The sequence below is a fragment of the Lewinella sp. 4G2 genome (genome assembly GCF_001625015.1).
Lineage (GTDB): Bacteria > Bacteroidota > Bacteroidia > Chitinophagales > Saprospiraceae > Neolewinella.
In genome coordinates this window covers 987256-1012262 of the sequence record NZ_LVWJ02000014.1, presented here as the reverse complement: position 1 = coordinate 1012262, position 25007 = coordinate 987256, and the positions used below count along the sequence as shown (strand labels likewise).

Genomic DNA, 25007 nt, shown 5'->3' with positions numbered 1-25007 from the left:
CTGATGCCTTAGGCGCACCCCAAAAACCCTTAACACCCACCAAATCCCAACAAAACCCCGTTATCCCACCGTCCCTAGTTCAAACGTTGACGACTTCCCTACCCGCACACCCATGACACTACGCCTCCACACCCTGTTCCTCCTCCTTTTACTCAGCACCTGCGTCAGCGCCCAAAAGAACGCCGGAGCAATTATCCTCACCGGAACCGTGACCGACGCTACGACCGGCGACGAACTACCCTACGTCTACCTCAAACTTGACGGGGTGGCGCTGGGGACGGTGACCGAAGCCGACGGCCGCTACCGGATGGTCGTGCCCGCAAAGCATAGCGATGGATCGGTGACCTTTAGCTACCTCGGGTACGATAACCAAGTGCGAACGGTGGCGGAACTGCGCGACCGCCAGACGCCCATCCGACTTGCGGCGGTGGCGACGGAACTGGCCGAGGTGACCGTGACGCCCGAGAAACTGCCCAGCGCCCGGGCCATCCTGCGGCGGGCGCTGAACGGGCTGGAGGATAATTTCCCGCAGCGCTTTAGCCACCACGACGGGTACTACCGGGAAACGATGCGCGAAAACGGGGTAGCCATCAAGCTCGCCGACGCGACGGTGACCTACCGCAGCGCGCCCTACCTGAAGAAAGACTACCGCCGGAAACAGTACACAAATACGGCGGACTGGGGCTCGACGCTGACGGGCATCTACGGCTTCGACCCGCGCGAAAGTTTGCACCGCAGCCATTTCGCCCACACTACCCTGAAGGAGGAACAGGCATACATCGAAAGCGCCCGGGGCAGCGAAAACCAGACGGTGCGGCACATGAACGGCAACATCACCGGCGGGCCACTCGGGCTCTTCGGCCGCGACCGGGTGAAGTACCAGGAGAGCTTCCTGGGTAAGAAGCGGATGCGGGATTTCGACTACCTCGTGGACCAGGCCCTCTACGGCGACCACGGCTACGTGTACGCTCTGCGCTTCCGGACCAAGACGACGAAGGCAGAACTGGAGGCCCTCCCCAAAAAGGGGAAAAAGGCCTGGAAACAGGGTAAACGCTGGCAAAAGGCCAACAAGCATAAACTGCTGGAAGGCACGATCTACGTGGACCCGGATACCTACGCCATGCTCGGCTACGACTGCCACGTACCGAACGAACTGAAGCCCTATTTCTGTGGATACGACGTGATGCGGATCAAGCATTTCGACTACCAACTCGAAGCCCGCTACGCCATGGCGGACGGGAAATACGTGCTGGATTACCTCCGCCACAGCGACGAATTCATCTTCAAAGACACTACCGACCAGACGACGACGCCCTACGTGGCGACCTCCGAGTGGACGCGGACGGGTACGGACTTGAAACCCGCCAAAGCCTTCGCCGCGGAGGATAATTTCACGAACGTCGACCGGAATGAGTTGTACGATTTTCCGCTGAGCTACGACAGTTTGTACTGGGTCGCCTACGAGGAGCAGCACCCGGAATTTCGCATCACGGGCAGCACGCGGACGGAGCTGGAGGTCAAGAAACCTCTGGAGCAGCAATTCGGTGACCGCCTGCGCCGCGACGAGAGCCTCCCCGCCCCGGTCGCGCCGAAGGACCCGCAAACGTATACCCTCCACGGCGACAAAATCACCGACGACTACGCGTGGATGAAGGACCGCAAGGACCCGCGGGCCAACCCCCGCATCATGGAGTACCTCCGCGCCGAAAACGCCTACGCCGAAAACTACTTCCGCCCCCTGCGCAAGATGCAGCGGGACGTGTTCAAAGAACTTAAATCGACCGTCCGCGAAGAATACGCTTCGCTGCCCGTCGTGGAGAACGGCTACGTTTATACCTATTCCTACGGGGAAGAAGATGATTACCCCATTTACCTCCGCGCCCCGGAATCCGACCCCAAGGTCGTGGATACCCTCATGAACGTGAACACCGAGGCGGAAAAGCACGACTACTTCAACGCGGGTGGCATCCAGTTTTCGCCGAATAACCGGATTATGTCCTGGTTCGAAAATACGGATGGCTCCGACCGCTACGTCGTGCGCTTCAAGGACCATCAGCAGCAGACGTTGTACGCCGATAGCCTGGTAGAAGTCGGTGGCCTGGAGTGGTTGGACGACGGTACGGTTATCTACGTCCGGCAGAACCCAAAGACCCTGCGCGCCTACCAGGTATTCCGCCACCGGCTGGGGGATGCCCAACGCAACGACGAGTTGGTGTACGAGGAAAGCGACCCGCTGTTCAACGTGGGCCTGGGTAAATCCCGATCGCGGGAATTCCTCTTCCTCTCCAGCAGCAGTAGTGACGCCTCCGAGTACCAGTACCTCCGCACTGGAGATCCCAACGGGGAGTTCCAATTATTCCTGCCCCGTAGTGAAGATCACCAGTATGGCATAACCCACGCCGGGGATAAGTTTTACGTCGTGAGTAACGACAAGGGCGCCGTCAATGGGGCTGTTTACGTGGTGGATACCAACCGCATCGCCCGAAAGGACTGGCAGCCGCTCATCCCCCACCGCGAGGACGTGCAGGTGAGCAACGTGACGGTATTTGATAAGTATTTCGTCGTTACGGAGTGGGAGAACATCCAGCCCCGGATCCGCATCATTGACCGGGCCACAATGGAATCGGAGTTCGTGACCTTTAAGAAGGACGACTTTTATAACGTGAGCCTGGGGTACAACCCCGTCACTACCACCGATACACTGCAAATCGTCTACTCCTCGTACCGCGTGCCCACCTCTACGATGAACGTGAGCATGAAGACGCTGGAACGGCGGACCATCCGGCAGGGCAGGCGGGGGTACAGCCCCGGCAAGTTGGTCGTCAAACGCGAATACGCGACGGCGCCCGACGGTACGCTGATTCCCCTTACGCTCGTCTACGCCAAGTGGCGCGGTGGTGGCCCCAAGGCGGAGAACAAACGGGTTTACCTGACGAGTTACGGCGCCTACGGAAGTGGGCAGCAGGTGGGTTACAGCGGCTTCGTCAACTGCCTCGCCAACCGGGGCTTTACCTACGTGATTGCGCACGTCCGCGGCGGAAACGACCTCGGCCCCAAGTGGTACCACGAAGGCCGGATGCTGAAGAAGCAGAACACCTTCAACGACTTCATCGCGGTGGCGGACTGGCTCGTCGCCAACGGCTACGCTGAGCCGGGGGACATCACCGCGCAAGGGGGCAGCGCAGGAGGTTTGCTGATGGGCGCCGTTGTCAACAAACGGCCCGATCTGTTCAAGGCCGTCATCCTCGACGTCCCCTTCGTAGACGTCATCAACACCATGCTCGACGAGACGCTGCCCCTCACGACGGGGGAGTACCTGGAGTGGGGCAACCCCAAAGTGAAGAAGTACTACAAGTACATGAAGCAGTACAGCCCGTACGAGAACGTCACGGCCCAGGCCTATCCCCACCTGTTCTTTTTCACTGGCCTCAACGATACCCGCGTGGGCTACTGGGAGCCGGCGAAGATGGCCGCCAAACTCCGCGCCATGAAAACGGACGATCACGTCCTGCTGCTAAAGACGGATTTCACGGCGGGGCACGGGGGTGGTTCGGGGCGGTATGCGGGTTTGCAGGAAGCGGCGTATAAGTTGAGTTTGATTTTTGAGTTGTATGGGAGTGATGAGGTGGTTGGGAAGTGATTTACTGCGGTCTCCCCCCCGGTTCCCGACCTCCGGTCGGGATTAAATTTTATATTTTTTCTAAAGCTTTATCCTGTAATCGTGGCTTAATGCGCGCGCTCCCGGCTCCCGGTACGTCGACCTTTAGGTCGATGCTTAACGTCATTTCTTCTCTATCAATTCTTTTGTAGCCACCACGCAGTAGCAGCGCAGCTAAAAGAAACAGAAACTTTGTCCTGGAACTTGGCTTAACGCGATTTCAGCGGCTCCCGGCTCCCGGTACGTCGACCTTTAGGTCGATGCTTAACATCATTTCTTCTCTAACACTTCTTTTGTGACCAAAAGAAGCAAAAGTCTTGTCCTTTGCAGGTGGCTTAACGCGATTTCCCGGCGGAAAGGCTAAAATCTGCCAACTCGCCAATCACCTTTCGCGCTGTGCATCCATCAATTGATTACATTATATCGTGGGCTAATTCTTTAGACTATCGCGCGCTCAAACAGTGCAGATTTCTTCACGTCTTTCCGCCGAGAAATCACTACCACCTGCAAGGGACGGATACCTCCCAAACCTTCAGGTATCTCGTCTAAGATCTAAAATCTAACGTCTAAAATCCCCAACGCTTTCTCCCACTAAAATCACTACCAGCTGCAAGGGACGGATAACCTCCCAAGCCTTCAGGTATCCCGTCTAAAATCTAAAATCCAACCTCTAAAATCTTAATCAACTAGCTTTACCAAATGCCCACCCCCACCCCTTGGTACGCCAGAATACCGCCGCCGCTGATCATGCTATTCGCCATCGTCGTCTTCGTGGCGGTCATGACTTACGTGCTGCCGGCGGGGCACTACGAACGTATCGAAGTCGCCGGGCGGATGCGGGTCGTGCCCGGGAGTTACGGGACGGTAGATTCCACCCCGATCGGGATTCTGCAATTGTTTCGGGCCTTTCCGGAGGGGTACAAGGTGGCCACCCCCATCATCTTTATTTGCCTGGCCAGTGCGTTGATGTTCGCCATCCTCAAGGCTACGCGGACGATCGAAAATGCGGTGGGGCGGCTGCTCTACAAACTGGGGACGAAGCGGGCCGAACTCATCCTTGTTCTGCTTACCTTTTTCTACGGGCTACTCGGCATCATGGTGGGCTACGAGAACAACATCGCCATGATCCCTATCGGCGCGGTGGTGGTGCTGGCGCTGGGCGGAGACCTCGTGCTCGCCGCCGGCGTCAGTGCGGGAGGGATGACGGTGGCCTTCGGCCTATCGCCCATCAACCCGTATACCGTCGGGATTGGCCACGAAATTGCGGAGTTGCCGCTGTTTAGCGGAGCGGGGTTGCGTTCCGTCCTGTGTTTTGGGGCGCTGGCGATCACGGCGGCGTTCAACGTGCGGTACTTCCGCAAGATCCGCCGGGCACCGGAAACGGCCATCGGGCGCGGGCTCGACGAACGGGGGCTCGCCCTCGCTAAACCGTTGGATGAATATGCGGTTTCCGGCCGCGACTGGCTCCTCCTCGCCCTCTTCGGTGACGGCCTGGCCTGGGTACTTTATGGGGTGTTCAACCTGGGCTGGTTCATCAACGATATTTCCGCCGTATTCCTGGTGGTCTTTGTAGTTATGGCGGCGTGCAGCGGGCTTTCTCTTAGCCAGATCTCCGCGGCGGGGATGAAGGGCATCGCCGAAATGGCCCCGGCTACCTTCATCATCGGGATGGCCGCGACCGTCAAAGTATTACTGGAACAGGGGCAGATTCAGGATACCATCAGCTACGGTCTCGCGCAAGCCTTGCAGGGGCTACCGACCTACCTGTCGGCGGTGGGGATGTCCATCGGGCAGAGCGGGCTCAACCTCCTCATCCCCAGCGGCAGCGGGCAGGCGTTGGCGACGCTGCCGGTCATGATTCCCCTCGGGGAGGCGCTCGGTTTATCGCGGCAGGTATCCATCCTCGCCTTCCAGGTGGGGGATGGCGTGACCAACCTCTTCAACCCCTCCCTCGGCGGCTTGGTCGCCATGCTCAGTCTTTGTCGGGTGCCCTTTGATCGTTGGCTCCGCTTCGTCCTGCCGCTGACGGGCATCATCCTGGTTTGGGCTTGGTTGGGTTTGCTGGTGGCGGTGGCGATTGGGTATAGTTGAGGGCTAGTCGTTTGGGCGCCCCGACTTAATGCGGGACTTACTGTGTGGCGCTGCCGCAGGTGCGAAGTAATGGGGAAGGGGGGACTAAACTTAAATACTTAATCACCCTCTATAGGTCCTCGTGGCGTCCGACGTAGGAGGTATCGCGAGCGTCCGGTTTGTACATCGGTTCCCGACCTCCGGTCGGGATTAAATTTCATATCTCTTCTGAAGTTTTATCTTATTACTATTGGTCAACGCGCGTGCCCCCGGCTCCCGGTACGTCGACCTTTAGGTCGATGCTTAACGTCAATTCTTCTCTTGCACTTCTTTTGTGACCACCACGCAGTAGCAGCGCAGCTAAAAGAAGCAAAAGCTTTGTCCTATAACCTTGGCTTAACGCGATTTTCTTTGCCCCGGCTCCCGGTACGTCGACCTTTAGGTCGATGCTTAACGTCGTTACTTCTCTATCACTTCTTTTCAGATGAAAAGAAGCAAAAATCTTGTCCTGTGCAGGTGGCTTAACGCGAAATTTCTTCGGATTAGCTAAACGCTGCAAACTCGCTCATCAATTTGCATTTCAAGCTCAACTTCAGGGTTGCCTTAGATTAGTATTTCAACCAATAACAGTATCAGCTCGAACAGTGCAGCGTTCTTAACGCTAATCCGAAGAAATTTCACTACCACCTGCAAGGGACGGATAAACTCCAAAGGCTTCAGGTATCCCATCTAAAATCCAAAATCTAACGTCTAAAATCCCCACATTTTACAAAAAGTCGTCCTCCCTAAAAAGCTCCACCACCCAAAGCACTAAAGCACTAACATACCCACCAACTTCGCACCCGCGCCAGCGCCCAAAAAAGCCGTAACATCAAGCACTAATTTCTACCTTGCACGCCATGACGCCACAGCAACTAAACCCCGCCCAGACTTACCAACGCTCGAAGGATTACCTGGCCGGAAAGACGGACGGGACCGCCGCCGAAAAGGCCACCGAACTGGCCGCGCTCCTGCGCTACCACGAGTGGCGGTACTACGTGCAGGACGACCCCGTGCTGAGCGATAAGGAATACGATGAATTGTTCAAGCAGCTGGAGGCGATCGAGGCGGCGCACCCGGAATTGATCGTGCCCGACAGCCCGACGCAACGGGTGGGGTCGGACCTGACGGGGGATTTCCAATCGGTGCCGCATTTGGTGCCGATGTTGTCACTGGGGAATAGTTATAACGCGGAGGATCTGGCGGAATTCGACAAGCAGGTAAAGCGGATGCTGAATATGGAGGAAGAGGCGCCGCTGGCCTACGCCGTGGAGCCGAAATACGACGGCGGCACGATCGTGCTCGTCTACGAAAACGACCAGTTGGTACGGGCGGCGACGCGGGGCAACGGGGTGCTGGGCGAGGAGATCACGCATAATGCCCGGGTCATCCGTTCCATCCCGCTGACGGCGAAATTCAGTAAGTACGGCCTCCACCGGGTGGAGGTGCGCGGTGAGGTGATCATCCGCAAGGACCGCTTCGAGGAAATGAACAAAAAACGCGCGGCGGTCGGCGAAACCCTCTACGCCAACCCCCGCAACACGGCCACCGGCGGCATGCGCCACAAACGCCCTGCCGAGGCCGCGGCCAAGAACCTGGAAGCTTTCATTTATAGCTTCGGCTACGGCGTGGATACGGAGGGCAACGACGCCATCCAACCCCTCGAAACCCACACGCGGGCCCTCGACGTGCTGACGGAACTCGGCTTCAAAGTACCCGCCACGGGCTACGAACGCGAACGCACGCCAGACATTGGCGCTGCCGCAGGATACTGTGCAAAGTGGGAAGCGCAGCGGGAGAGCTACCCCTACGAGATCGACGGGATGGTCGTGAAAGTGGATGACCTCGTGCTCCAGGAACGGGCGGGGTACACCAGCCACCACCCCCGCTGGGCCATCGCCTACAAATTTGCCGCGAAACAGGCAACGACGACGCTCGTTGGGGTCGATTACCAGATCGGAAAAATCGGGACCATCACCCCCGTAGCGAAGACCGAACCCGTCAGCCTGGCCGGCGTGATGATCTCCAGCGTGAGCCTCCACAACGAGGATTTCATCAAGGATAAGGACCTCCGCCTCGGCGATAAAGTATTGCTGGAGCGGGCCGGCGACGTCATCCCCTACATCGTAAAACCGCTGGCCGATTTGCGGGATGGCTCCGAGCAGGTGATCGAATTTGCGTCGGAATGTCCCTTTTGCGGCACGCGCCTCGTGCGGGCTGAGGGGGAAGCGGCCGTCCGTTGCCCCAACTACGAATGCGCCGGGCGGGAGGAAGCGCGGATCATCTTCCACGTCTCGAAAGCCGCCATGGATATTGACGGGATGGGCAAACGCTACGTCGATATCTTCCGCGAAAACGGCTGGCTCGATACCATTGCGGACGTCTACCGCCTACCCTACGACAAGATCGCGGCGCTGGAAGGCTTTGGCAAACGCTCTTCGGCCAAACTGGAAAAGGCCATCGACAAGGCCAAGCAGAACCCGCTATGGCGGGTGCTGTATTCCCTCTCCATCCACCACTTCGGGAAGAAGGCCAGCCGTCTCGTTGCCCAAAACATCGAAAAGGCGACCGATCTGAAGGATTGGACGGAGGAGCAATTCACGAACATCAAGGATATCGGCCCTACCGTCGCCCAAAACGTAACGGAATGGTTTGCCGTGCCGAGTAACGTCGCCCTCCTGGAAGAATTGGAAGCCCTCGGCGTCAACATTTCCCAGACGGAGGAGGACCGTCCCCAGGCCGCCGTCACCGAAGGCCCCTTTTTGGATAAGGCGATGCTGTTCACGGGTTCCCTCCAGCAGATGAGCCGCAAGGAGGCGCAGAACAAAGCGAAAGCGGCGGGTGCGCGGATCGTCTCGGCCGTCTCCGGTAAGCTGGATATCCTGGTGGTGGGGGAGAAGCCGGGCTCGAAACTGAAGAAGGCGGAGGCGCTGGGGACGGTTACGGTGATGACGGAGGGGGAATTTTTGGGGTTGCTGGGGTAGGTGAGAATTGGTTTTGCTTTGCAGTGCTTCGTGCTCGCAGGAGATGGGGAGGTTGGGGAGTTGGAGAGGCCTGCGGCGCTGCAAGACTGCCCGCCACGGAGGGCCGGCCTGCGTAGCGGTGGCACGCCGTTAGGTGGCCCACTCTACTTTATGGCAGGTGGCCTACTCTACTGGCCGCGTAGGGCCTCCGGCGGTTGTCAGGGAGGAAGAGGAGGAGGTGGAGTTGCTGAGGTTTTTGCTTGTCTTTTCGCAAAAGAAACGGCCCTTAAGGAAAGATTTCGCAGGAGAGGTAGAGCAGAAGAGAACAAGAGGCCTATGCCGCTAAATAACTGCCCGTCCCGGAGGGCCGGCTTGCGTAGCGGTGGCACACCGGTAGGTGGCCCACTCTACTTTATGGCAGGTGGCCCACCCTACATTACGCTACGTGGCCCACTCTACTAATTCTGGAGACGTGGCCTCTGGCCGCGTAGGGCCTCTCTTCACCCAATGGTAAACGGTAAGCGATAAACCGCCCAAACCCCCAATTCCCAAAATCGCCTACCTTGTCAAAAAAAATTCCTCCGACCATGCGCCTTCTTCTACTCCTGGCCGTCCTCCTCTCTTTCTGTGCCACCAATCTCCGGGCTCAACAAGTGGACACCCTTACCCTCCCCGGCCGCTGGAGTGTGGAAAAAGCCAACGCCTGGTATGACGCTCAGCCGTGGCTCGTCGGGGCGAATTATTTGCCCCGGACGGCCATCAACCAGCTGGAGATGTGGCAGGGGGAAACCTGGGACCCGACTACCATCCGACAAGAACTGGGCTGGGCGGCGGATATCGGGATGAATACTATGCGCGTCTATCTCCACGACCTCGTTTGGCGCGACGACAAGGCCGGCCTCTACGAACGCATGGATGCCTTTCTGGAGATCTGCCAATCCCTGGGCATCCGCCCGGCTTTCGTCTTTTTTGATGATTGCCACGAGCCGGAGGCAAAGTCTGGTCCGCAACCACTGCCGGTGCCTGGCTTCCATAATTCCGGATGGGTGACTTCCCCCGGCGTAGTTGTCGTCGATCGTTTCGCGGAGGGCAGCGAGACGGATGCGGACCGGGAGCGCCTCCGCGGCTACATCCAGGAAACCCTGCAACGCTACGGCCAGGACGAGCGCGTCCTTCTGTGGGAGCTCTACAACGAACCTGGCTGCGACAACTTTTACGACTCCAGCAACAAGCTCCTCTACGCCGCCTGGCAGTGGGCGCGGGCCGCTGCGCCCTCCCAGCCGCTGGTCTCCACCTCCCTCGGGAGCCGGGGCGTGATGAACGAGGCCACCAGCCGGAATAATTCTGACGTCCACTCCATCCACACTTATTCGGACAACCGCTACATCTTCAGCAGCGTCAATAAATACCGCGCGGATGGCCGGCCCGTCATCGTTTCGGAATGGCTCGCGCGCACGTATAACAGCAATGTGTTCGAAAACCTACCGTTGCTCAAGGCCCTTAACGTTGGGGCTATTAATTGGGGCCTCGTGGCGGGTAAATCCGGCACCGTCTTCGGATGGCACAGCCGCAACCGCTTCGGAACGCGGATGTGGCCGAACCAACTTCGTGCCCGCGGCGAAGTGACGACGGATTGGGAATCAGAGCCCCTCCCCGAAGTCTTCTTTCATGACCTCTTTTACCCGGATGGGCGGCCTTACGATGAGGCGGAGATTAAGATGTTTCGGCAGTTGACGGGGCGGTAGGTTTTGGGGATTTTAGACGTTAGATTTTAGATTTTAGACGGGATACCTGGAGGCTTGGGTGGGTATCCGTCCCTTGCGGGTGGTAGTGATTTCTTGGCGGGAAGGGGGTCTGGGATTTTGGACGTTAGATTTTAGATTTTGGACGGGATATCTGGAGGCTTGGGTGGGTATCCGTCCCTTGCGGGTGGTAGTGATTTCTCGGCGGAAAAGCGTGAAGAAATCTGCATTGTTTGAGCACGCGCAAGTTTAGAGAATTAGCCCACTATATAATGCAATCAAGAGACTAAAACACAGCGAACAAAGCGTTTGGCGAGTTGGCAGATTTTAGCTTTTCCGCCGAGAAATCGCGTTAAGCCACCCGCAAAGGACAAGATTTTTGCTCCTTTTCATCTGAAAAGAAGTGGTAGAAGAGAAGTAATAGAGAAGAGGTTGCGCTGAGCATCGACCTAAAGGTCGACGTACCGGGAGTAAACCCGGCCGGGAGCCAGGAAGCAGCTTTCCTAACAGTACCTAAGCCATAATCCATTAACGACTCCTTCACTTTCCAAGTACCGTTGGCGTCACTTTACCTCAAAGAGCCAACGTACTTTCGCGCTTTACTTAACCAAAATACTGCTGTTTTGCGCTTACACTACTTCTTCACCCTTGGTCTCTGCCTCCTCTTCAGTGCGGGCCTTTCCGCTCAGGACGTCAAATTTGGTGGCCTCGATAAGAGCCCAATGGACGGAGCTTACTACCCCTCCCGCTCCCGTTACCTCAACTACCTCGATGAGGACGATAAGGACCGGACCATGAAGATCCGCGTACTCTACAGTCGTCCGAAAATGCAGGGCCGGGAACTGTTTGGTGAGCTTATTCCTTACGGTCAGGACTGGCGCCTGGGAGCCAACGAAGCTACCGAGATTACTTTTTTTCAGGACGTGGAGATCAACAACGTGCGGGTCTTCCGGGGTACTTATACCATGTTCGCCGAACCCGTCAACGCTACCAGCTGGATCTGGAAGCTTTCTAAGGAACGGTTTATCGGTGGTAGCCAGGACCGCGACGTAAGCAAGGACATCGTCTCCGCCAAGATTGACGTCATCCAGGTGCCCAACGCTCGCGAAAGCTTTACCATTGGTTTTCAGGACGTAGACGATAACACCATCCACATGTTCATGGAGTGGGGGAACAGCCGCGCTAAACTACCCATCAACATTAACCCTGCCTTCATGGCTGACGATGATCCCAGCCCGATGGATCTCGTCCAGTACCCGAACATGAGCCGCTTGCGCAACTTCGTCAAGCCGGAAGAACTGGCCGCTAACGAGCCTAAGGTCCGGGTAGTCTACAGCCGCCCGCAGTTGAAGGACCGGGTAGCTTTCGGCGAACTCATTAAGTACGGTGAATTGTGGCGTTTGGGGGCTAACGAAACGCCCCAGGTTTTCTTTTTTGAAGACGTGATGATTGACGGTAAGCCCGTAAAGGCCGGTCGGTACGGGCTTTTCGCTCGCCCCGAAGCGGACGAGTGGGAGTTTGTTCTTCACAAATCCTACCAGAGTTGGGGGACGCCTAATTTTGATGAGGAGTCCACCGTCCTCACCTTCAAAGCCAAGACGGAAAAGACACCAGAAAAGCTGGAAGCCTTATCCGCCACTTTCGTGGAAATGGGTGATAACACCATTCACCTAATCTTTGGGTGGGAGGATACGATGGCGCGGTTGCCCATCACGTTGAAGTAACTTGACTTACTTTATTGGAAGAGCCCTTTGCAGTTTTGTGAAGGGCTCTTTCTGTTTTCCGGCTCCCGGTACGTCGACCTTTAGGTCGATGCTTATCGTCATTTCTCTTCTTACACTTCTTTTGTGACCAAAAGAAGCAAAAGTCTTGTCCTGTGCAGGTGGCTTAACGCAAAATTTCTTCGGATTGGCTAAACGCTGCAAACTCGCTCATTAAATTGCTTTTCAAGCTCAGCCTTAGGCTTACATTAAATTTGTATTTCAACTAACAATAGTACTAGCTCGAACAGTGCAGCGTTCTTAACGCCAATCCGAAGAAATTTTACTACCACCCGCAAGGGACGAATAGCCCCTCCCAAGTCCCGAAGTATCCCGTCTAAAATCTAAAATCCAACGTCTAAAGTCCGTCAATGCCTTTCCGCCTGAAAATCACTACCACGGTTAAAGGAAATATACCCTCCCAAGCCTCAAGGTATCCCGTCCAAAATCTAAAATCCAACGTCTAAAGTCCCTAATCCCCTCGAACAAATGCACCCGTCCTTGCGCTAGATTAGTACAAAAACTAACCATTATGAGTGCATCCACAAAATCCAAAATTACCAATTTACAAGACCTGCTCGACTCCAACGTAGCCCCCGGCAAACGGGACGTCGACACCACCCGGACCCGTAAAGTGATCATCACCGGCGGCGATTCCGGTATTGGCCGCTACACGGCCCTGGCGCTGGCAGAAGACAACTGCGACATCGCCATCACCTACAACGCCCACCGCGAGGATGCGGAACTGACGGCGGAGGCCGTACGCCATTTCGGCCGCAAGTGTTTTGTTCACCACCTCGACCTCAGCAAGCCGGAGAACGCCCTCGCTGCCGTCGATGCCATGGTTGCCGACCTGGGAGGACTGGATATCTTCTTTAATAACGCTGGCATCATGGGCATGCAGCAATTCCCCAACCTCGAGCTGAAGGACCTGACGGAGATGTTCCGCATTAATACTTTTGGCGCGGTACTCGCCATTCAGCGCGCCACCCGCCACATGTTGGGTATGGACCCGGACGGCAACGAAAGCACCTTCGAAGAAATCGCCACGATGGCTCGCAAAGCCTTGACCGGTAATGTATCCGGCCCCCGCGATACGCCCGGCCGCATCATCATTAACACAAGTGTCCACGAGCACATCGCCAGCCCGGCCGATACGATCTACACGATGACGAAGCACGCCCTCGGTGGTTTCATCAAGTGTGCCGCCTTTGCGCTGGCGGGTACGAACATCACCATCAACGGCGTACGCCCCGGTGAGATCGCGACCCCGCTTAACGACATGCACCCAGAAGACATCAACAATGACCGCCCTTACCTCACGGTACGCCGCAGCGGCCACCCCACGGAAATCGCCAGCATGGTGAAGTACATCGCCAGCGACGAATCCAGCTTCATTAGTGGCATGAGCTACGACGTCGACGGTGGCATGGCCATCGGCGAACCCATGAGCCAGGAGATGTACCAGCAAATGGTGTAAGACTGCTTACTATCCGGTATTAAATTATATACCGTTTAATTCAAAACCCCGTTGGCTGTGTGGCTGATGGGGTTTTGTTTTTTAGGTATATGCCTGCTTATGGTGATTAACGAAAACCTGGGGTGGAAACGAAGATTCGGGGTGGTAACGAAAACCCGGGGTGGTAACGAAAACCCGGGGTGGTAACGAAAACCCGGGGTGGTAACGAAAACCCGGGGTCTTTCGAGGCTCCGCCTCTCTGACCCCGGGCTATCATGGTGACCCCTACCGGGGTCGGCAATCGGAAACCGCCGGAGGTCACCTGCCGCAAAGTAGAGTGGGCCACCTGACGGTGTGCCACCGCTACCCAAGCCGGCCCTCCGGGACGGGCAGTTACGCAGCGCCGCAGGCCTCCCCAACCTCCCCGACTCCTGCGAAAAAAATAACCCCGGAAAAAAACCTCAGCAACTCTAACTCCTCCTCTTGCTCCCTGGCAACCGCCGGAGGCCACCCGCCGTAAAGTAGAGTGGGCCACCTAACGGTGTGCCACCGCTACGCAAGCCGACCCTTCGGGGCGGACAGTCAAGCAGCGCCGCAGGCCTCCCCAACCTCTCCCGCTCCTGCGAAAATTATTCCCTGGAAACCGCCGAAGCCACCCCAACCTGCGCCAACAAAAACACCCCCCCACTATAAACCACTAACCCCAGCAACGACCAGTCCAAACTCCACTGGATACCGTAGCTCAACACGATGGGCGCCACCGCCGAAGCCACCACCACCACGACCTTTAGCAAGCTCTTGATACTCCCCAAATACCGCGGCCCGTACCACTCCGACCACAACGCCGGCCAGATCACCGATTCCGTACCCGCCGTGATGCCGGCCAGCGCAAAGAAGGCGGGGACGGCCAATTCATGATCCCAGGCCCACAGCGCAAAGAGGCCCAGGAACTGGAAGACGTACACGAAGCGGAGCACGTTCCGGGCGCCAAATCGGTCCACCACCTCCCCGGCGATCAGGAGGCAGAGGACCCGCGCCGTGCCATAAGCGCTAATGCCGAGGGCCATCCAGGAAAGGCTGTAGCCACGGATCTCCGCGATCAGGTTCTGGTTGAAGATCAGGCCAGTAAACATGAAGGGAGTAAAGATGAAGGCCGGCAGCAACAGGTAGAAGCGTAGATCCCGCACCATTTCGGCGCGCGTCCACGAGCGTTGTTCGGCGGCGCCATCGGCTGCGGCGGCCTGTTCGCTGGCTACGGAATCCGCCGTCTGGAAGTTATCGTAGCGGCGGATGAGCGTCCAAACTGCCGGTAAAAACAGCAGTAGCAGAGTGGCCGCAGCGGCCAGCCAAACGTATTCGTAGCCGTAGGCCTCCAGCAGCAGCACGGCCCCGACGGGCAGCACCACTTCTGCTACCGGCGTCCCGATCAACGAAGCGGAGAGTGCCTTTCCGCGGCCCTCCTGAAAGTAGCGGCCGATCGTCGTGGAGCCGATCAGCGTCAGCACCCCTTGCCCGCCCATTCGGCAGATAAAGAGGCCTGCAACCAGGCCCACGGCATTCGGCGAAAGGGCGACCAAACAACAGCCGAGCGCCAGCGAAATGATCGTGGCGGTACTTACGTAGCGGACCCGCAACCGGTCCACTTGCGCACCAATTATTGGTAATACAAAAGCTGACACCAGCGTCAGCGCCGAATAAATCGTGGCGAACGTCCCAGCCTCCCAGGCCATTCGGTCGCTGATCGCGTCCACGAACAGGCTGATGAAGAAGGTCTGGCCCACCGCCGAAAAGAAGAAGTGCAGGAAGCCGTACGTCAGGTAGCGGGAGTGGCGGCGGAGGAGTTCGGTAATCGTCATCGGCCGCAAAGGTCGGTTACGCCGCAACCTTTATTAGCGCATTCTGGACACTATAATTCAGAGTGATAATGCACACGAAATTTTTGGGCGCTGCCGCAGGTGCCAAGTAAGTGGGGAAGGGGGATCTTACCCGTCGCCAGTGGATCACACCGGGAACAATTCCACTACTCCAACTCCACCTCAATCTGGTTGGAAAGGATGAAGTACCCGTAACCACCCTCCACATTGTTGTGGACGGAGACCGGCTCCGCGAACGGATTGCCATCCGCTTCAAAGTAGGCGTCCTGAGAAAGGGCGTAACGGTAGGCATCCTCCGTCAGGTGGTAAACCAGTAGGGTCAGGGTTCCACTGTTGAAGTTGTCCGCCGTCATCCGTACGCGGAAGGTACCGCCGGTGAACGCTGCATCCGACACCACCAGGCCAAAGCCTTCACCATTACGTAGGGTAGGGTCGGGACTCTGTACGAAGGATTCACTGAAAAATACCTGGGTGACCGTATCACACTCGACCATCGTCTCGCCGGGATCCGTGAAACGACAATTATTAAAGAAGGTATCCCGGTAGGTAATGACGGGACGGAAACCGTAGTAATCCTCCGTATTGGGGTCGTCCTCCAGCGTAAACTCAATCTCGTCCACCCGGAAACCCTCCAGGTCGAGGGCGCCGTCCCGCTCGTACTGGACGTCCCGCACAACCGGCGCTGTGGGCATGGTTTGTTCCGCGGAAGCTTGTTCGTAGCCAGGGAAGTCGACCTCCACCCGGTAGGTAGATTTGGTGCCGGGGATCGCCGTGGGCAACCGGTATTCAAAGTTGTCCCCGTCCGTAGAGGATAATTCGATCTCGCTCGACACCACTACTTCCCCGTCGCGCAGAAAGGTGACCCGTGGCCGATCGGAAATGGGCATCGGGTCCTCCAAAAGGCCCCGGCTCAACGCTACGCGGGAGTAGAGGGAGGTATCTCCGGCCCGCACGTCCAGCGTAAAGACCGGCAACGGCTCGTGTTCAGGAAAGTCGATTTCTACGGTCGTGGAGAAGGGGTCGTCCCCACAGGAAGAAATCGTGATCAGTAACAGCGCAAAGGTGAAGAAGGAAAGGATTTTCATAATCAAAAAGGTTGGCGGTCTGGAAGTTCCAGCCCGTGCTTACGTTGGGTGGGTGCTTTAAAACTTAAACTGGTACGCGACCGAAGGAATGATGGGTAGAATACTGATCTCCCGCACGCGGCGGCGGGATTCGCAGGTGCCATTCTCACATTCGAAAACTTCTCCGGCCGTCAGGAAGTAGGGGTTCTTGTGCCAGTAGGCGTTGTACGCACCAATTACCCAGGTGCGCGTACCCCACTTCTTCTGTTTGCGGAAGGAAATGCTGAGGTCCAGCCGGTGGTAATTTGACATCCGGAAGCTGTTCTTGCTCACCCCGGCTTCGGTGAAGTCGTTACCGAAGCGGCCGGGCCGTTGGGCAGTGGCGTAACCGAAGGTGGGGAGGCTGACGGCGTTGCCCGTCCCGTACACAAAGGCACCACTGAGCCAGACCTTTTCGGAAAGGTTGTAATTGCCCACCAGGCTCAGGTCGTGGCGGCGGTCGTAGCGGAAGGGGAAGCGATTACCGCTATTGAGTTCTTCAAACTCCCGCCAGTTCCAGCTCAGGGTGTAGCCGAGCCAGCCGGTGAAGCGGCCTTCTTTCTTCTGGACGAACAGTTCCAGCCCGTAAGCTTCGCCTTCGCCCTGGGTCACTTTATTTTCCCAATCATCTTCGATACCGGTGACGAAGGAGGCGCCCTCCCTAAAGCTGACGACGTTCTTCATCTGCTTGTAGTAGGCTTCGAGGCTGATCTCGTACTTGTTATCGAAGGTCTTCGCCACGCCCGTCGCTACCTGCCAACTCTGCTGGGGTTTGACGCGGTCGGTACTCGGCACCCAGAGGTCCGTCGGAAGGCTCAGCGCTTCACTCGTCAGCAGGTTGATGTACTGCTGCATGGTGCTGAAACTGCCCTTCAGGGAGAGGTCATTCTTCAGGAGGTAGCGCAGACCGAGCCGGGGCTGCAGGCTGGTGTACAATTCGCTGTTGACGGAGAAGGCACTGAAGTGAAGCCCGGCGTTCACCTTGAGGGCACCGAGGCGGAAGTCGTCCTCCACGTAGGTCTGGAATTCATTGCTGTAATCGACCTGGCTACCGATCAGGGTATCCAGTTCTACCTCACCGTCGGTATTTGCTTTGAGGGAGACGGCGCCGGGCCGGTAGGTGTGGTTCGTCCATCCGCCACCGAAGCGGATGTAGTGGTCGGGGTTGGGGATGTAGTCCAGGTCCACCTTGCCGCCGAAGTCGTAGATGCCGGAGATGTACTTGGCGCGGAAGTCGTCCATCCCGTCGTCCTGGAGGGCATTGATGTTGATGTCGTACTTGCTGTAGGTGGCCGTCGTATTCATGAACAGCTTGGGGCTGATCTCCCAGTTCCAACGGGCGGCGGTGACGAGGTTACCCCAGTCCGTCCCACCCCCAAAGGTTTCGAACTCGTCCTTGATCTCGGTGCCGAATACGTCCTCGCCGGTATAGAAGCTGAGGAAGAGGCGGTTCTTGTCGTTGATCTTGTGCTGCAGCTTCCCGTTCAGGTCGTAGAAGTAGAGGCTGAGGTCCACGTCCGTTCCCTCACTCGAGGCGGCGGACTTGATGATGGGTTTGGCGATGAAGTCCGCGTAGGTCCGGCGGCCGGAGATGAGGATGGAGGTCTTATCCTTGATCAGCGGCCCGCTCAGTGTCAGTTTAGACGAGATGATGCCAATGGAGCCTTCGCCTTCCCACTTTTTGAGGTTGCCTTCCTTCATGTTGATCTCCAGCACGGAACTGAGGCGGCCACCGTAGCGGGCGGGGAAGCCCCCTTTCGTCAGGGTGACGCTCCGCAGCGCGTCCGCATTGAATACGGAGAAGATGCCCAGCAGGTGGCTGACGTTGTAGATCGGGACGCCGTCCAGCAGCACCAGGTTTTGGTCGGGGCTGCCACCGCGTACGTAGAGTCCCGTCGTTCCTTCCCCGCCGGACTGTACGCCGGGCAGGAGTTGGAGGGTTTTCAGCACGTCCACCTCCCCGAGCAGAGCGGGGATGCGTTTGATCTGGGCGACGGGTACCTCCGTCCGGCTCATCTGGGTTTGCTGTTCGATCCGTTCCCCGCGGTCCGAGGTAACGACGATCTCTTCGAGGTCGACGGAGGCGGAGAGTTGGATGTCCAGCGTTTGGTCCTCGCCCAGTTGAAAAGTTTGTTCCTGGTTTTGGTAACCGATGTAGCTGAAACGCAGTTTGGCCTCGGTCATCCCGGCCGGCAGCGTAAGGCTGTAAAATCCGTAGGTGTTGGCTACGGCGCCCTTGCCGGAGTTCACTTCCAGCACGGTCGCGCTGAGGAGGGGTTCGCCGCTGGTCTGGTCCGTCAGGTAACCCGAGATCGTGGTTTGGGACAGCAAGGGCAGGCTCACCCAGCAGGCGAGGAAAAGACAGAGGTACTCCATAGGGTGGGTGTGGTAAGGAAAGAGCGTAGTGAAAGTCAAATCCAACGTAGTGGTCGGTAAAGAGACGGTGGAAAAGTCGATTAGCGTTAGGCGGGGCTTCTTTTTAACGTAAGCTTCCAGCGCTTTAAGTATTTACGCCGCGGTCAGATTTGTCCCTTTTACTCGCCACTCCACCTGGCATCCTGCGGCAGCGCCCACTTGCTTTTCGCTAGGTGATTCAGCGGCCAGAGAGTTCAGCATTCGGGATTTGTAGCTCAACTCATAGTGGTAAAGTTCCTTGCCAAAATCCCTTTAACGTGTCAACAAGACACACAATAAATTTAATGTGTATATTTGACATAGTTAGGCCGAAGCCTTTGTTTGATCCGCCCGGCCGCCAGTTTTGAAAATCCCGCTCATGCCCCGTTCATTATTCTCTTCCCGCACTCCATTTGGGGTGTCCGCTTGCTTTGCCCTCACTTTGCTTGGCACCTGCGTCAGCGCCCAGGAAAGCTCCGAGATTGTCTACCTCGACGCGGAAAACCACCTCCGGTACGTGGCGGACGATGAGAATAATTACGTGGCCGACTTTAGCCACGCCGGCTACAAAAACGGCGACGCTCCCCTCCCCGAAGTGCCCACCGTACTGACCCTGGACCCGATCACGGGCGACAATACTGCGCACATTCAGGCCGCACTCGACGATTTGGCCGCACGGACGCCCGACGCCAACGGCTACCGCGGTGCCCTCCTGCTCGGGCCCGGTAACTACCCGGTATCCGGCCAGCTATTTATCCGCGCAAGTGGGATGGTGCTGCGCGGCTCCGGACAGGAGATCAACTCCGGCGAGAACACCGTGATTCAGGGCCTTGGGAACGCCCCGACGCTGCGCAACCTGATCGTCGTGCAGGGGCAGAGCCTGCCGAGTTGGACGAACGCCGTGGCTGGCACCCGCTCCGACGTGACGAGTGAGTTCGTCCCCGCCGGGTCCCGCACCCTCGAGGTGGCCGCCGCTGAATTCTACCGCCGCGGCGACCGAGTAATCGTCACCCAACCTAGCACGGCGGAATGGTTGGCCTCGATTGACCGGGGCGCAACAGCTGGCGACGAACCCTGGGCTACCGGTGATATCGACCTGTACTATAACCGCCTCATTACCGACGTCAATATCCCCGAAGGGAAGATCACCCTCAATATTCCCGTCTACGATCACCTGGATCGGTCACTGGCGCAATCCTCCGTGTACATTCTGGATGACCGGACGATCCTGACCGAAGTGGGCATTGAAAACCTGCGGATCGACGTCCAGACCAACGGCCCGCTGGAGGAGGACCACGTCCGGACCACCATCTTCATGCGCGGCGTGCAGGATGCGTGGGTGAAGGACGTGACGGCGCTCAACTTCAGTTACGCCCTCGTTGACCTCTCGGTCGCCAACCGGGTGACGGTGACCGGCTGTTCGGGGCTCGCTCCCCACTCCCCAGTGCTGGGTGGGCGGCGCTATAACTTTTGCGCCAGCAGTTTTACCAATAACTGCCTCTTCACGGATAATTACGCCACCGAAGGGCGCCATGCTTTCGTGTCTAACGGAACGAGTAGCGTTTCGGGGATCGTCTTTCATAATTCCATCAGCGACCGGGACCTCAACGTGAGTGAGGGCCACCGCCGCTGGAGCCAGGGTTTGTTGTTTGACCAACTCGACTTCCGGGAGTCCAACACTCGCAACCTGATCGGCCTCTACAACCGGGGTGATTTTGGGACCGGCCACGGCTGGGCCAGCGTCAACAGCGTAGCCTGGAACGTCCAGACGCCCTCCACGCGGGGCATCATCATCCAGAAGCCACCCGGCCGGCAGAATTACGCCATTGGTTGCCGGAGCAACGTCACCGGAACGGGGCCCTTCGACCACCCGGCCGGCTACATTGAACTAACGAACGAGACGCTCGCCATCCCGTCCCTCTACGACGCCCAGCTGGCCAACCGCCGGGAGTTCGGGATCACGCCGGACGCCCCCGCCAAACTCGAACGCCTCTTCTTCGGCGACGGACTGACCCTGACCTGGATGGACATCGCCACCCGGGAGACCGGCTACGTCGTGGTGGCCTCCAACGACGGTGGGGTGACCTACCAAACCATCGCCACCCTGCCCCCGAATACGGAGGCTTACGGTGGGCCATTACCTACGGGTAGCGGCACTTTCATCTACCGGGTATACGCGCTGAACGACGCCGGGCCTTCTCCCTTCTCTAACGGGATTGCCGTGCAGGGCACCACCTCCGTGCGGGAAGCGACCGCCAGGGAACTCCGGACCTACCCTAATCCAGTTACCAACCAATTGATGCTGGAAACGGAGCGACCACTCACCAGCCTCGAAGTGCACGACGCCAACGGGCGAGCCATCCTCACCGGTTCTACCGCTACGGCCATCGATACGAGCGCTTGGCCGGCCGGCCTCTACGTACTGAAGGTTCACCTCACTGACGGACGGGTGCTTTCCCGCCGCATCATCAAACAGTAAGCCACGGGACCGTGCCGGAAGCGGCTACGCCCAAGATTTTCCTCAGCCTTACCAAGCATCGCTCTTCTTTCCTATTCAACAACAACGATTATGCAAAAACTATACCTCCAGTTATTATCTCTACTACTTGTGATCGGAGCCGGCAGCCTGCGGGCGCAGGACGTTTCCGCCAACTACTTCCAGGGGGATACCCTCGTAGAGATCAGCCAGAGCAGTTCCGCCGCAACCGTAACGACGTTCACCTACGATACCGACTGTGAGCAACTGCAGATCGCCATCACTGACCCCGTCAATGCGCCGCAGGGCACTTCCAAGCCCTACGTAGTGCGGGTACGCAACGCCGATGGTGACCAAATTACGGACCTCACCGACCGGCTTACCGTCACCATGCGCGTCCGCTCCGCCGAAGCTATGCCCGTAGAAATGTTGTTCCGCTCCGGCGACGGTACCGCCGATTTCCGGACGAGTCGCCTCGGTTTTGACGTCCCCGCCGGGCTCGATGAGTGGACGGAAGCGACCGTCACCTTCACCAGTGCTGAATTCGGCCCTTCCTTTGATCCGGCCGACATCCGTGACTTCTGGTTCTACCTGGATCGTAGCAACGAAAACTTCCCCGGTAACGACTTCTACATCGACCACATCGTGATCGGTGGGCCCGCCGATGCTGCGCAGAATTCCCCCTGTGAACTCGGCGACGGCGGTGGCGGTACGATGACCGATACCATGTTCTCCGCTAATTACTTCCGGGGAGATACCCTCGTGGAGATCAGCCAGAGCAGCTCGGCGGCCAGCGTGTCCACCTTCACCTACGATACGGAGTGCGAGCAACTGCAGATTGCCATCACCGACCCCGTCAATGCACCACAGGGCACCTCCAAGCCTTACGTCGTGCGGGTAAATGACGCAGACGGAAATAAGGTGACCAACCTTACGGACCGGCTGACCGTCACGATGCGCGTCCGCTCCGCCGAGGCGCTGCCGGTAGAAATGTTGTTCCGCTCCGGCGACGGTACCGCCGATTTCCGGACGAGTCGCCTCGGTTTTGACGTCCCGGCTGGGCTCGACGAGTGGACGGAAGCAACCGTCACCTTTACCAGCGCTGAGTTCGGTTCTTCCTTTGATCCGGCTGACATTCGTGACTTCTGGTTCTACCTGGATCGCAGCAACGAAAACTTCCCCGGTAACGACTTCTACATCGACCACATCGTGATCGGTGGGCCCGCCGATGCTACGCAGAATTCCCCCTGCGAACTCGGCGACGGCGGTGGCGGCACGATGACCGACACCATGTTCTCCGCCAATTACTTCCAGGGAGATACGCTCATCGAACTCAGCCAGAGTGGTTCCGCCCCGAGCGTGACGACGTTCACTTACGATACGGACTGTGAGCAACTGTTGATCGCCATCACCGACCCGGTTGGTGCGCCGCAGGGCACTTCCAAGCCGTACAGCGTGCGCCTGAATGATGCGGACGGCAACAAGGTGACCAACCTTACGGACCGGCTGACCGTCACGATGCGCGTGCGCTCCGCCGAGGCCCTGCCCGTAGAATTACTATTCCGTTCCGGAGACGGTACGGCTGACTTCCGGACGAGCCGCCTCGGTTTCGATGTCCCGGCCGGTCTCGATGAATGGACGGAAGCGACCGTCACCTTCACCAGCGATGAGTTTGGCCCCGTTTTTGACCCCGCCGATATTCGCGATTTGTGGTTCTACCTCGACCGCAGCAACGAGAACTTCCCCGGTAATGAATTTTACATCGACCACATCGTCGTAGGTGGTGCGCCGGACGCGGAGCAAAACTCCCCTTGCTCACTGGAAGCCGGTGTTCCGGGCACGTTCGTAGAGTACTTCACGGGGGACAGTTTGACGTCCTTCTCCACCTCCAATGCAGCGGGCCGCTCGGCCACTTTCGATCTGGATACGGATTGTGGTGTCCTTAACCTTTCCGTTACTGACCCCGTCGATAATGCGCTGCCGGCGTTCAACGCCTTCCAGGTGAACCCCACCAACGAAAACGGGGAGCGCCTGACGATGATTGACGGTGACCTTTCGGTTACGATGCGCGTGCGCTCCGCCGAGGCCGTCAACGTGGCCATTCTGCTCCGGTCCGGCGGTGGTACGCCACCCGAACGGACCGACCGCCTGGCCGTAGACATCCCCGCCGGCCTGGAGGACTGGACGGAATTCACCGTCACCTTCACCGCCGCCGAGCTCGGCGGTTTTGACCCGATGACCTTTTCCGACGTCTGGTTCTACCTCGACCGTGGTACGCCCAACTTTGCGGGCAACTTCTTCAGCATCGACCACATCGCCATTGGTGAAGCGCCGGACCCGGCTCAGAATACTTCCTGTGATTTCATGATCCGCCCCACCAGCTACACGGCCCAGTTCGATAACCTCGATGGCCTGACGGTCTTCGGTGGTGCGGAAGCGGAGCGCCTGACCATTGGCGTCACCGCTGATTGCGAGGAGGCGCTCGTGACCGTTACGGACCCCGTAAACGCCCCGCTCGGTGCCTTCCGCCCGCTCATCATTACGCCCACGGCGGAGGGTGGTTTGCCCATTACCAGCATTGAGGGTCTCACACAGGTGTTCATCCGCGCCCGTAGCGCGGAGGCCTTCCCGATCTCCGTCCTCTTCCGTTCCGGAGACGGCGCCATCGCTTCCCGTTCGGCGGTGCTGACCGAGACGGTGCAGGGCGACCTTACCGGATGGTCCAACCTCGTTTTCGACTTCACCGCTGAGGACCTGGAGGGCTTTGACCCGACCGATCTCCTTGATATGTGGATCTACCTCGATCGGGAGCAGGACAACTTCCCCGGCAACGAGATCTTCTTCGACTACATTTCCATCGGCACCAAGCCCGCGGCTGAGGATGCCTCCCCCTGCGGCCTACCCGACCTGACGGTAGGTACGAATGAGGCTGCCTGGGCGGTTGGCATGTCCGTCTACCCCAACCCCGTCACCGATCTGCTTACGGTGGACGTCCCCGCGCTGGCGGGCCGCAATGCGGGTGCGCAGTTGGAGTTGGTCGACGTTACTGGCCGTTTGCAGCGTTTGCCGGCCGTTCAGTTTAACGCTGGCCGGGCGGTTCTTTCGCTGAGCCACCTCCCCCGGGGCGTGTACTTCCTGCGTTTGCGGGATGCCGCCGGTGCTACGGTCACGCGGAGGTTGATCCGTAACTAAACGCGGCCAACGTGCATGAATGGTGCCTGACCATTCATGCATGAGTTTTGTAATTATTTCGAGTGGGATGCGGGGATTGACCTGGCATCCCACTTTTTTTGAGGCTGGTTTTTGTCTTGTCGGTATTGTCCATCAGTTGGTAGTTTGGTCCTGTTTGCTTGCCTTCCAACGTTTGCACCTGCGGCAGCGACACGCAGTTAGTCCCGCACTCAGTCGGGGCGCCAGATGATTATGCGCGGACGCGGGTGCCAGGTAATTGGGATGAATAAGGACTGAT

General features: G+C 58.0%; 12 protein-coding genes. 8 read left to right on the top strand and 4 right to left on the bottom strand.

Going from position 1 to position 25007, the window contains the following annotated elements; all coding sequences use genetic code 11:
* Positions 1–112: 112 nt before the first annotated feature.
* A complete protein-coding gene (locus tag A3850_RS19710; RefSeq protein WP_082921639.1) occupies positions 113–3640 on the top strand; it encodes a prolyl oligopeptidase family serine peptidase in 3528 nt (1175 codons plus the stop codon).
* Between the two features lie 717 nt (positions 3641–4357).
* Positions 4358–5749, top strand: a complete 1392-nt coding sequence (locus A3850_RS05495) for a YfcC family protein (protein ID WP_068214879.1) — start codon at positions 4358–4360, stop codon at positions 5747–5749.
* 226 nt (positions 5750–5975) lie between these two features.
* Here the strand turns inward: A3850_RS05495 and A3850_RS05490 are convergent, their stop codons facing one another.
* A complete protein-coding gene (locus A3850_RS05490) occupies positions 5976–6287 on the bottom strand; it encodes a hypothetical protein (RefSeq protein ID WP_068214878.1) in 312 nt (103 codons plus the stop codon).
* Positions 6288–6627: 340 nt separating this feature from the next.
* Here A3850_RS05490 and ligA point away from each other — a divergent pair, with 340 nt between their 5' ends.
* From ligA to A3850_RS05470, 4 genes are all read left to right on the top strand, one after another.
* Complete coding sequence (ligA, locus tag A3850_RS05485; protein ID WP_068214877.1) at positions 6628–8751, top strand: NAD-dependent DNA ligase LigA; 2124 nt, start codon at positions 6628–6630, stop codon at positions 8749–8751.
* 566 nt (positions 8752–9317) lie between these two features.
* Positions 9318–10475 (top strand): cellulase family glycosylhydrolase, encoded by a 1158-nt coding sequence (locus A3850_RS05480; RefSeq protein ID WP_068214876.1) that lies wholly within the window; start codon positions 9318–9320, stop codon positions 10473–10475.
* 620 nt (positions 10476–11095) lie between these two features.
* Positions 11096–12196, top strand: a complete 1101-nt coding sequence (locus A3850_RS05475) for a DUF2911 domain-containing protein (protein WP_068214875.1) — start codon at positions 11096–11098, stop codon at positions 12194–12196.
* Positions 12197–12764: 568 nt separating this feature from the next.
* Entirely contained in the window at positions 12765–13712 is a 948-nt protein-coding gene (locus A3850_RS05470) for an SDR family oxidoreductase (protein ID WP_082921638.1), read from the top strand.
* Between the two features lie 608 nt (positions 13713–14320).
* Here A3850_RS05470 and A3850_RS05465 read toward each other — a convergent pair.
* The 3 genes from A3850_RS05465 to A3850_RS05455 form a co-directional block, all read right to left on the bottom strand.
* Entirely contained in the window at positions 14321–15547 is a 1227-nt protein-coding gene (locus A3850_RS05465; RefSeq protein ID WP_068214874.1) for an MFS transporter, read from the bottom strand.
* 164 nt (positions 15548–15711) lie between these two features.
* Complete coding sequence (locus A3850_RS05460) at positions 15712–16650, bottom strand: DUF4249 domain-containing protein (protein WP_068214873.1); 939 nt, start codon at positions 16648–16650, stop codon at positions 15712–15714.
* A gap of 57 nt (positions 16651–16707) precedes the next feature.
* Entirely contained in the window at positions 16708–19044 is a 2337-nt protein-coding gene (locus tag A3850_RS05455) for a TonB-dependent receptor (RefSeq protein ID WP_068214872.1), read from the bottom strand.
* 397 nt (positions 19045–19441) lie between these two features.
* Here A3850_RS05455 and A3850_RS05450 point away from each other — a divergent pair, with 397 nt between their 5' ends.
* A complete protein-coding gene (locus A3850_RS05450; RefSeq protein ID WP_157500909.1) occupies positions 19442–21541 on the top strand; it encodes a T9SS type A sorting domain-containing protein in 2100 nt (699 codons plus the stop codon).
* A 90-nt stretch (positions 21542–21631) separates the two neighbouring features.
* Entirely contained in the window at positions 21632–24730 is a 3099-nt protein-coding gene (locus tag A3850_RS05445) for a T9SS type A sorting domain-containing protein (protein WP_068214870.1), read from the top strand.
* Positions 24731–25007 lie beyond the last annotated feature (277 nt).

Excerpts from the sequence above, each read along its gene's own strand:
- A3850_RS19710 (WP_082921639.1), top strand. The coding sequence starts at position 113 with ATGACACTACGCCTCCACACCCTGTTCCTCCTCCTTTTACTCAGCACC.
- A3850_RS05495 (WP_068214879.1), top strand. The coding sequence starts at position 4,358 with ATGCCCACCCCCACCCCTTGGTACGCCAGAATACCGCCGCCGCTGATC.
- ligA (WP_068214877.1), top strand. The coding sequence starts at position 6,628 with ATGACGCCACAGCAACTAAACCCCGCCCAGACTTACCAACGCTCGAAG.
- A3850_RS05480 (WP_068214876.1), top strand. The coding sequence starts at position 9,318 with ATGCGCCTTCTTCTACTCCTGGCCGTCCTCCTCTCTTTCTGTGCCACC.
- A3850_RS05470 (WP_082921638.1), top strand. The coding sequence starts at position 12,765 with ATGAGTGCATCCACAAAATCCAAAATTACCAATTTACAAGACCTGCTC.
- A3850_RS05465 (WP_068214874.1), bottom strand. The coding sequence starts at position 15,547 with ATGACGATTACCGAACTCCTCCGCCGCCACTCCCGCTACCTGACGTAC.
- A3850_RS05460 (WP_068214873.1), bottom strand. The coding sequence starts at position 16,650 with ATGAAAATCCTTTCCTTCTTCACCTTTGCGCTGTTACTGATCACGATT.
- A3850_RS05455 (WP_068214872.1), bottom strand. The coding sequence starts at position 19,044 with ATGGAGTACCTCTGTCTTTTCCTCGCCTGCTGGGTGAGCCTGCCCTTG.
- A3850_RS05450 (WP_157500909.1), top strand. The coding sequence starts at position 19,442 with ATGCCCCGTTCATTATTCTCTTCCCGCACTCCATTTGGGGTGTCCGCT.
- A3850_RS05445 (WP_068214870.1), top strand. The coding sequence starts at position 21,632 with ATGCAAAAACTATACCTCCAGTTATTATCTCTACTACTTGTGATCGGA.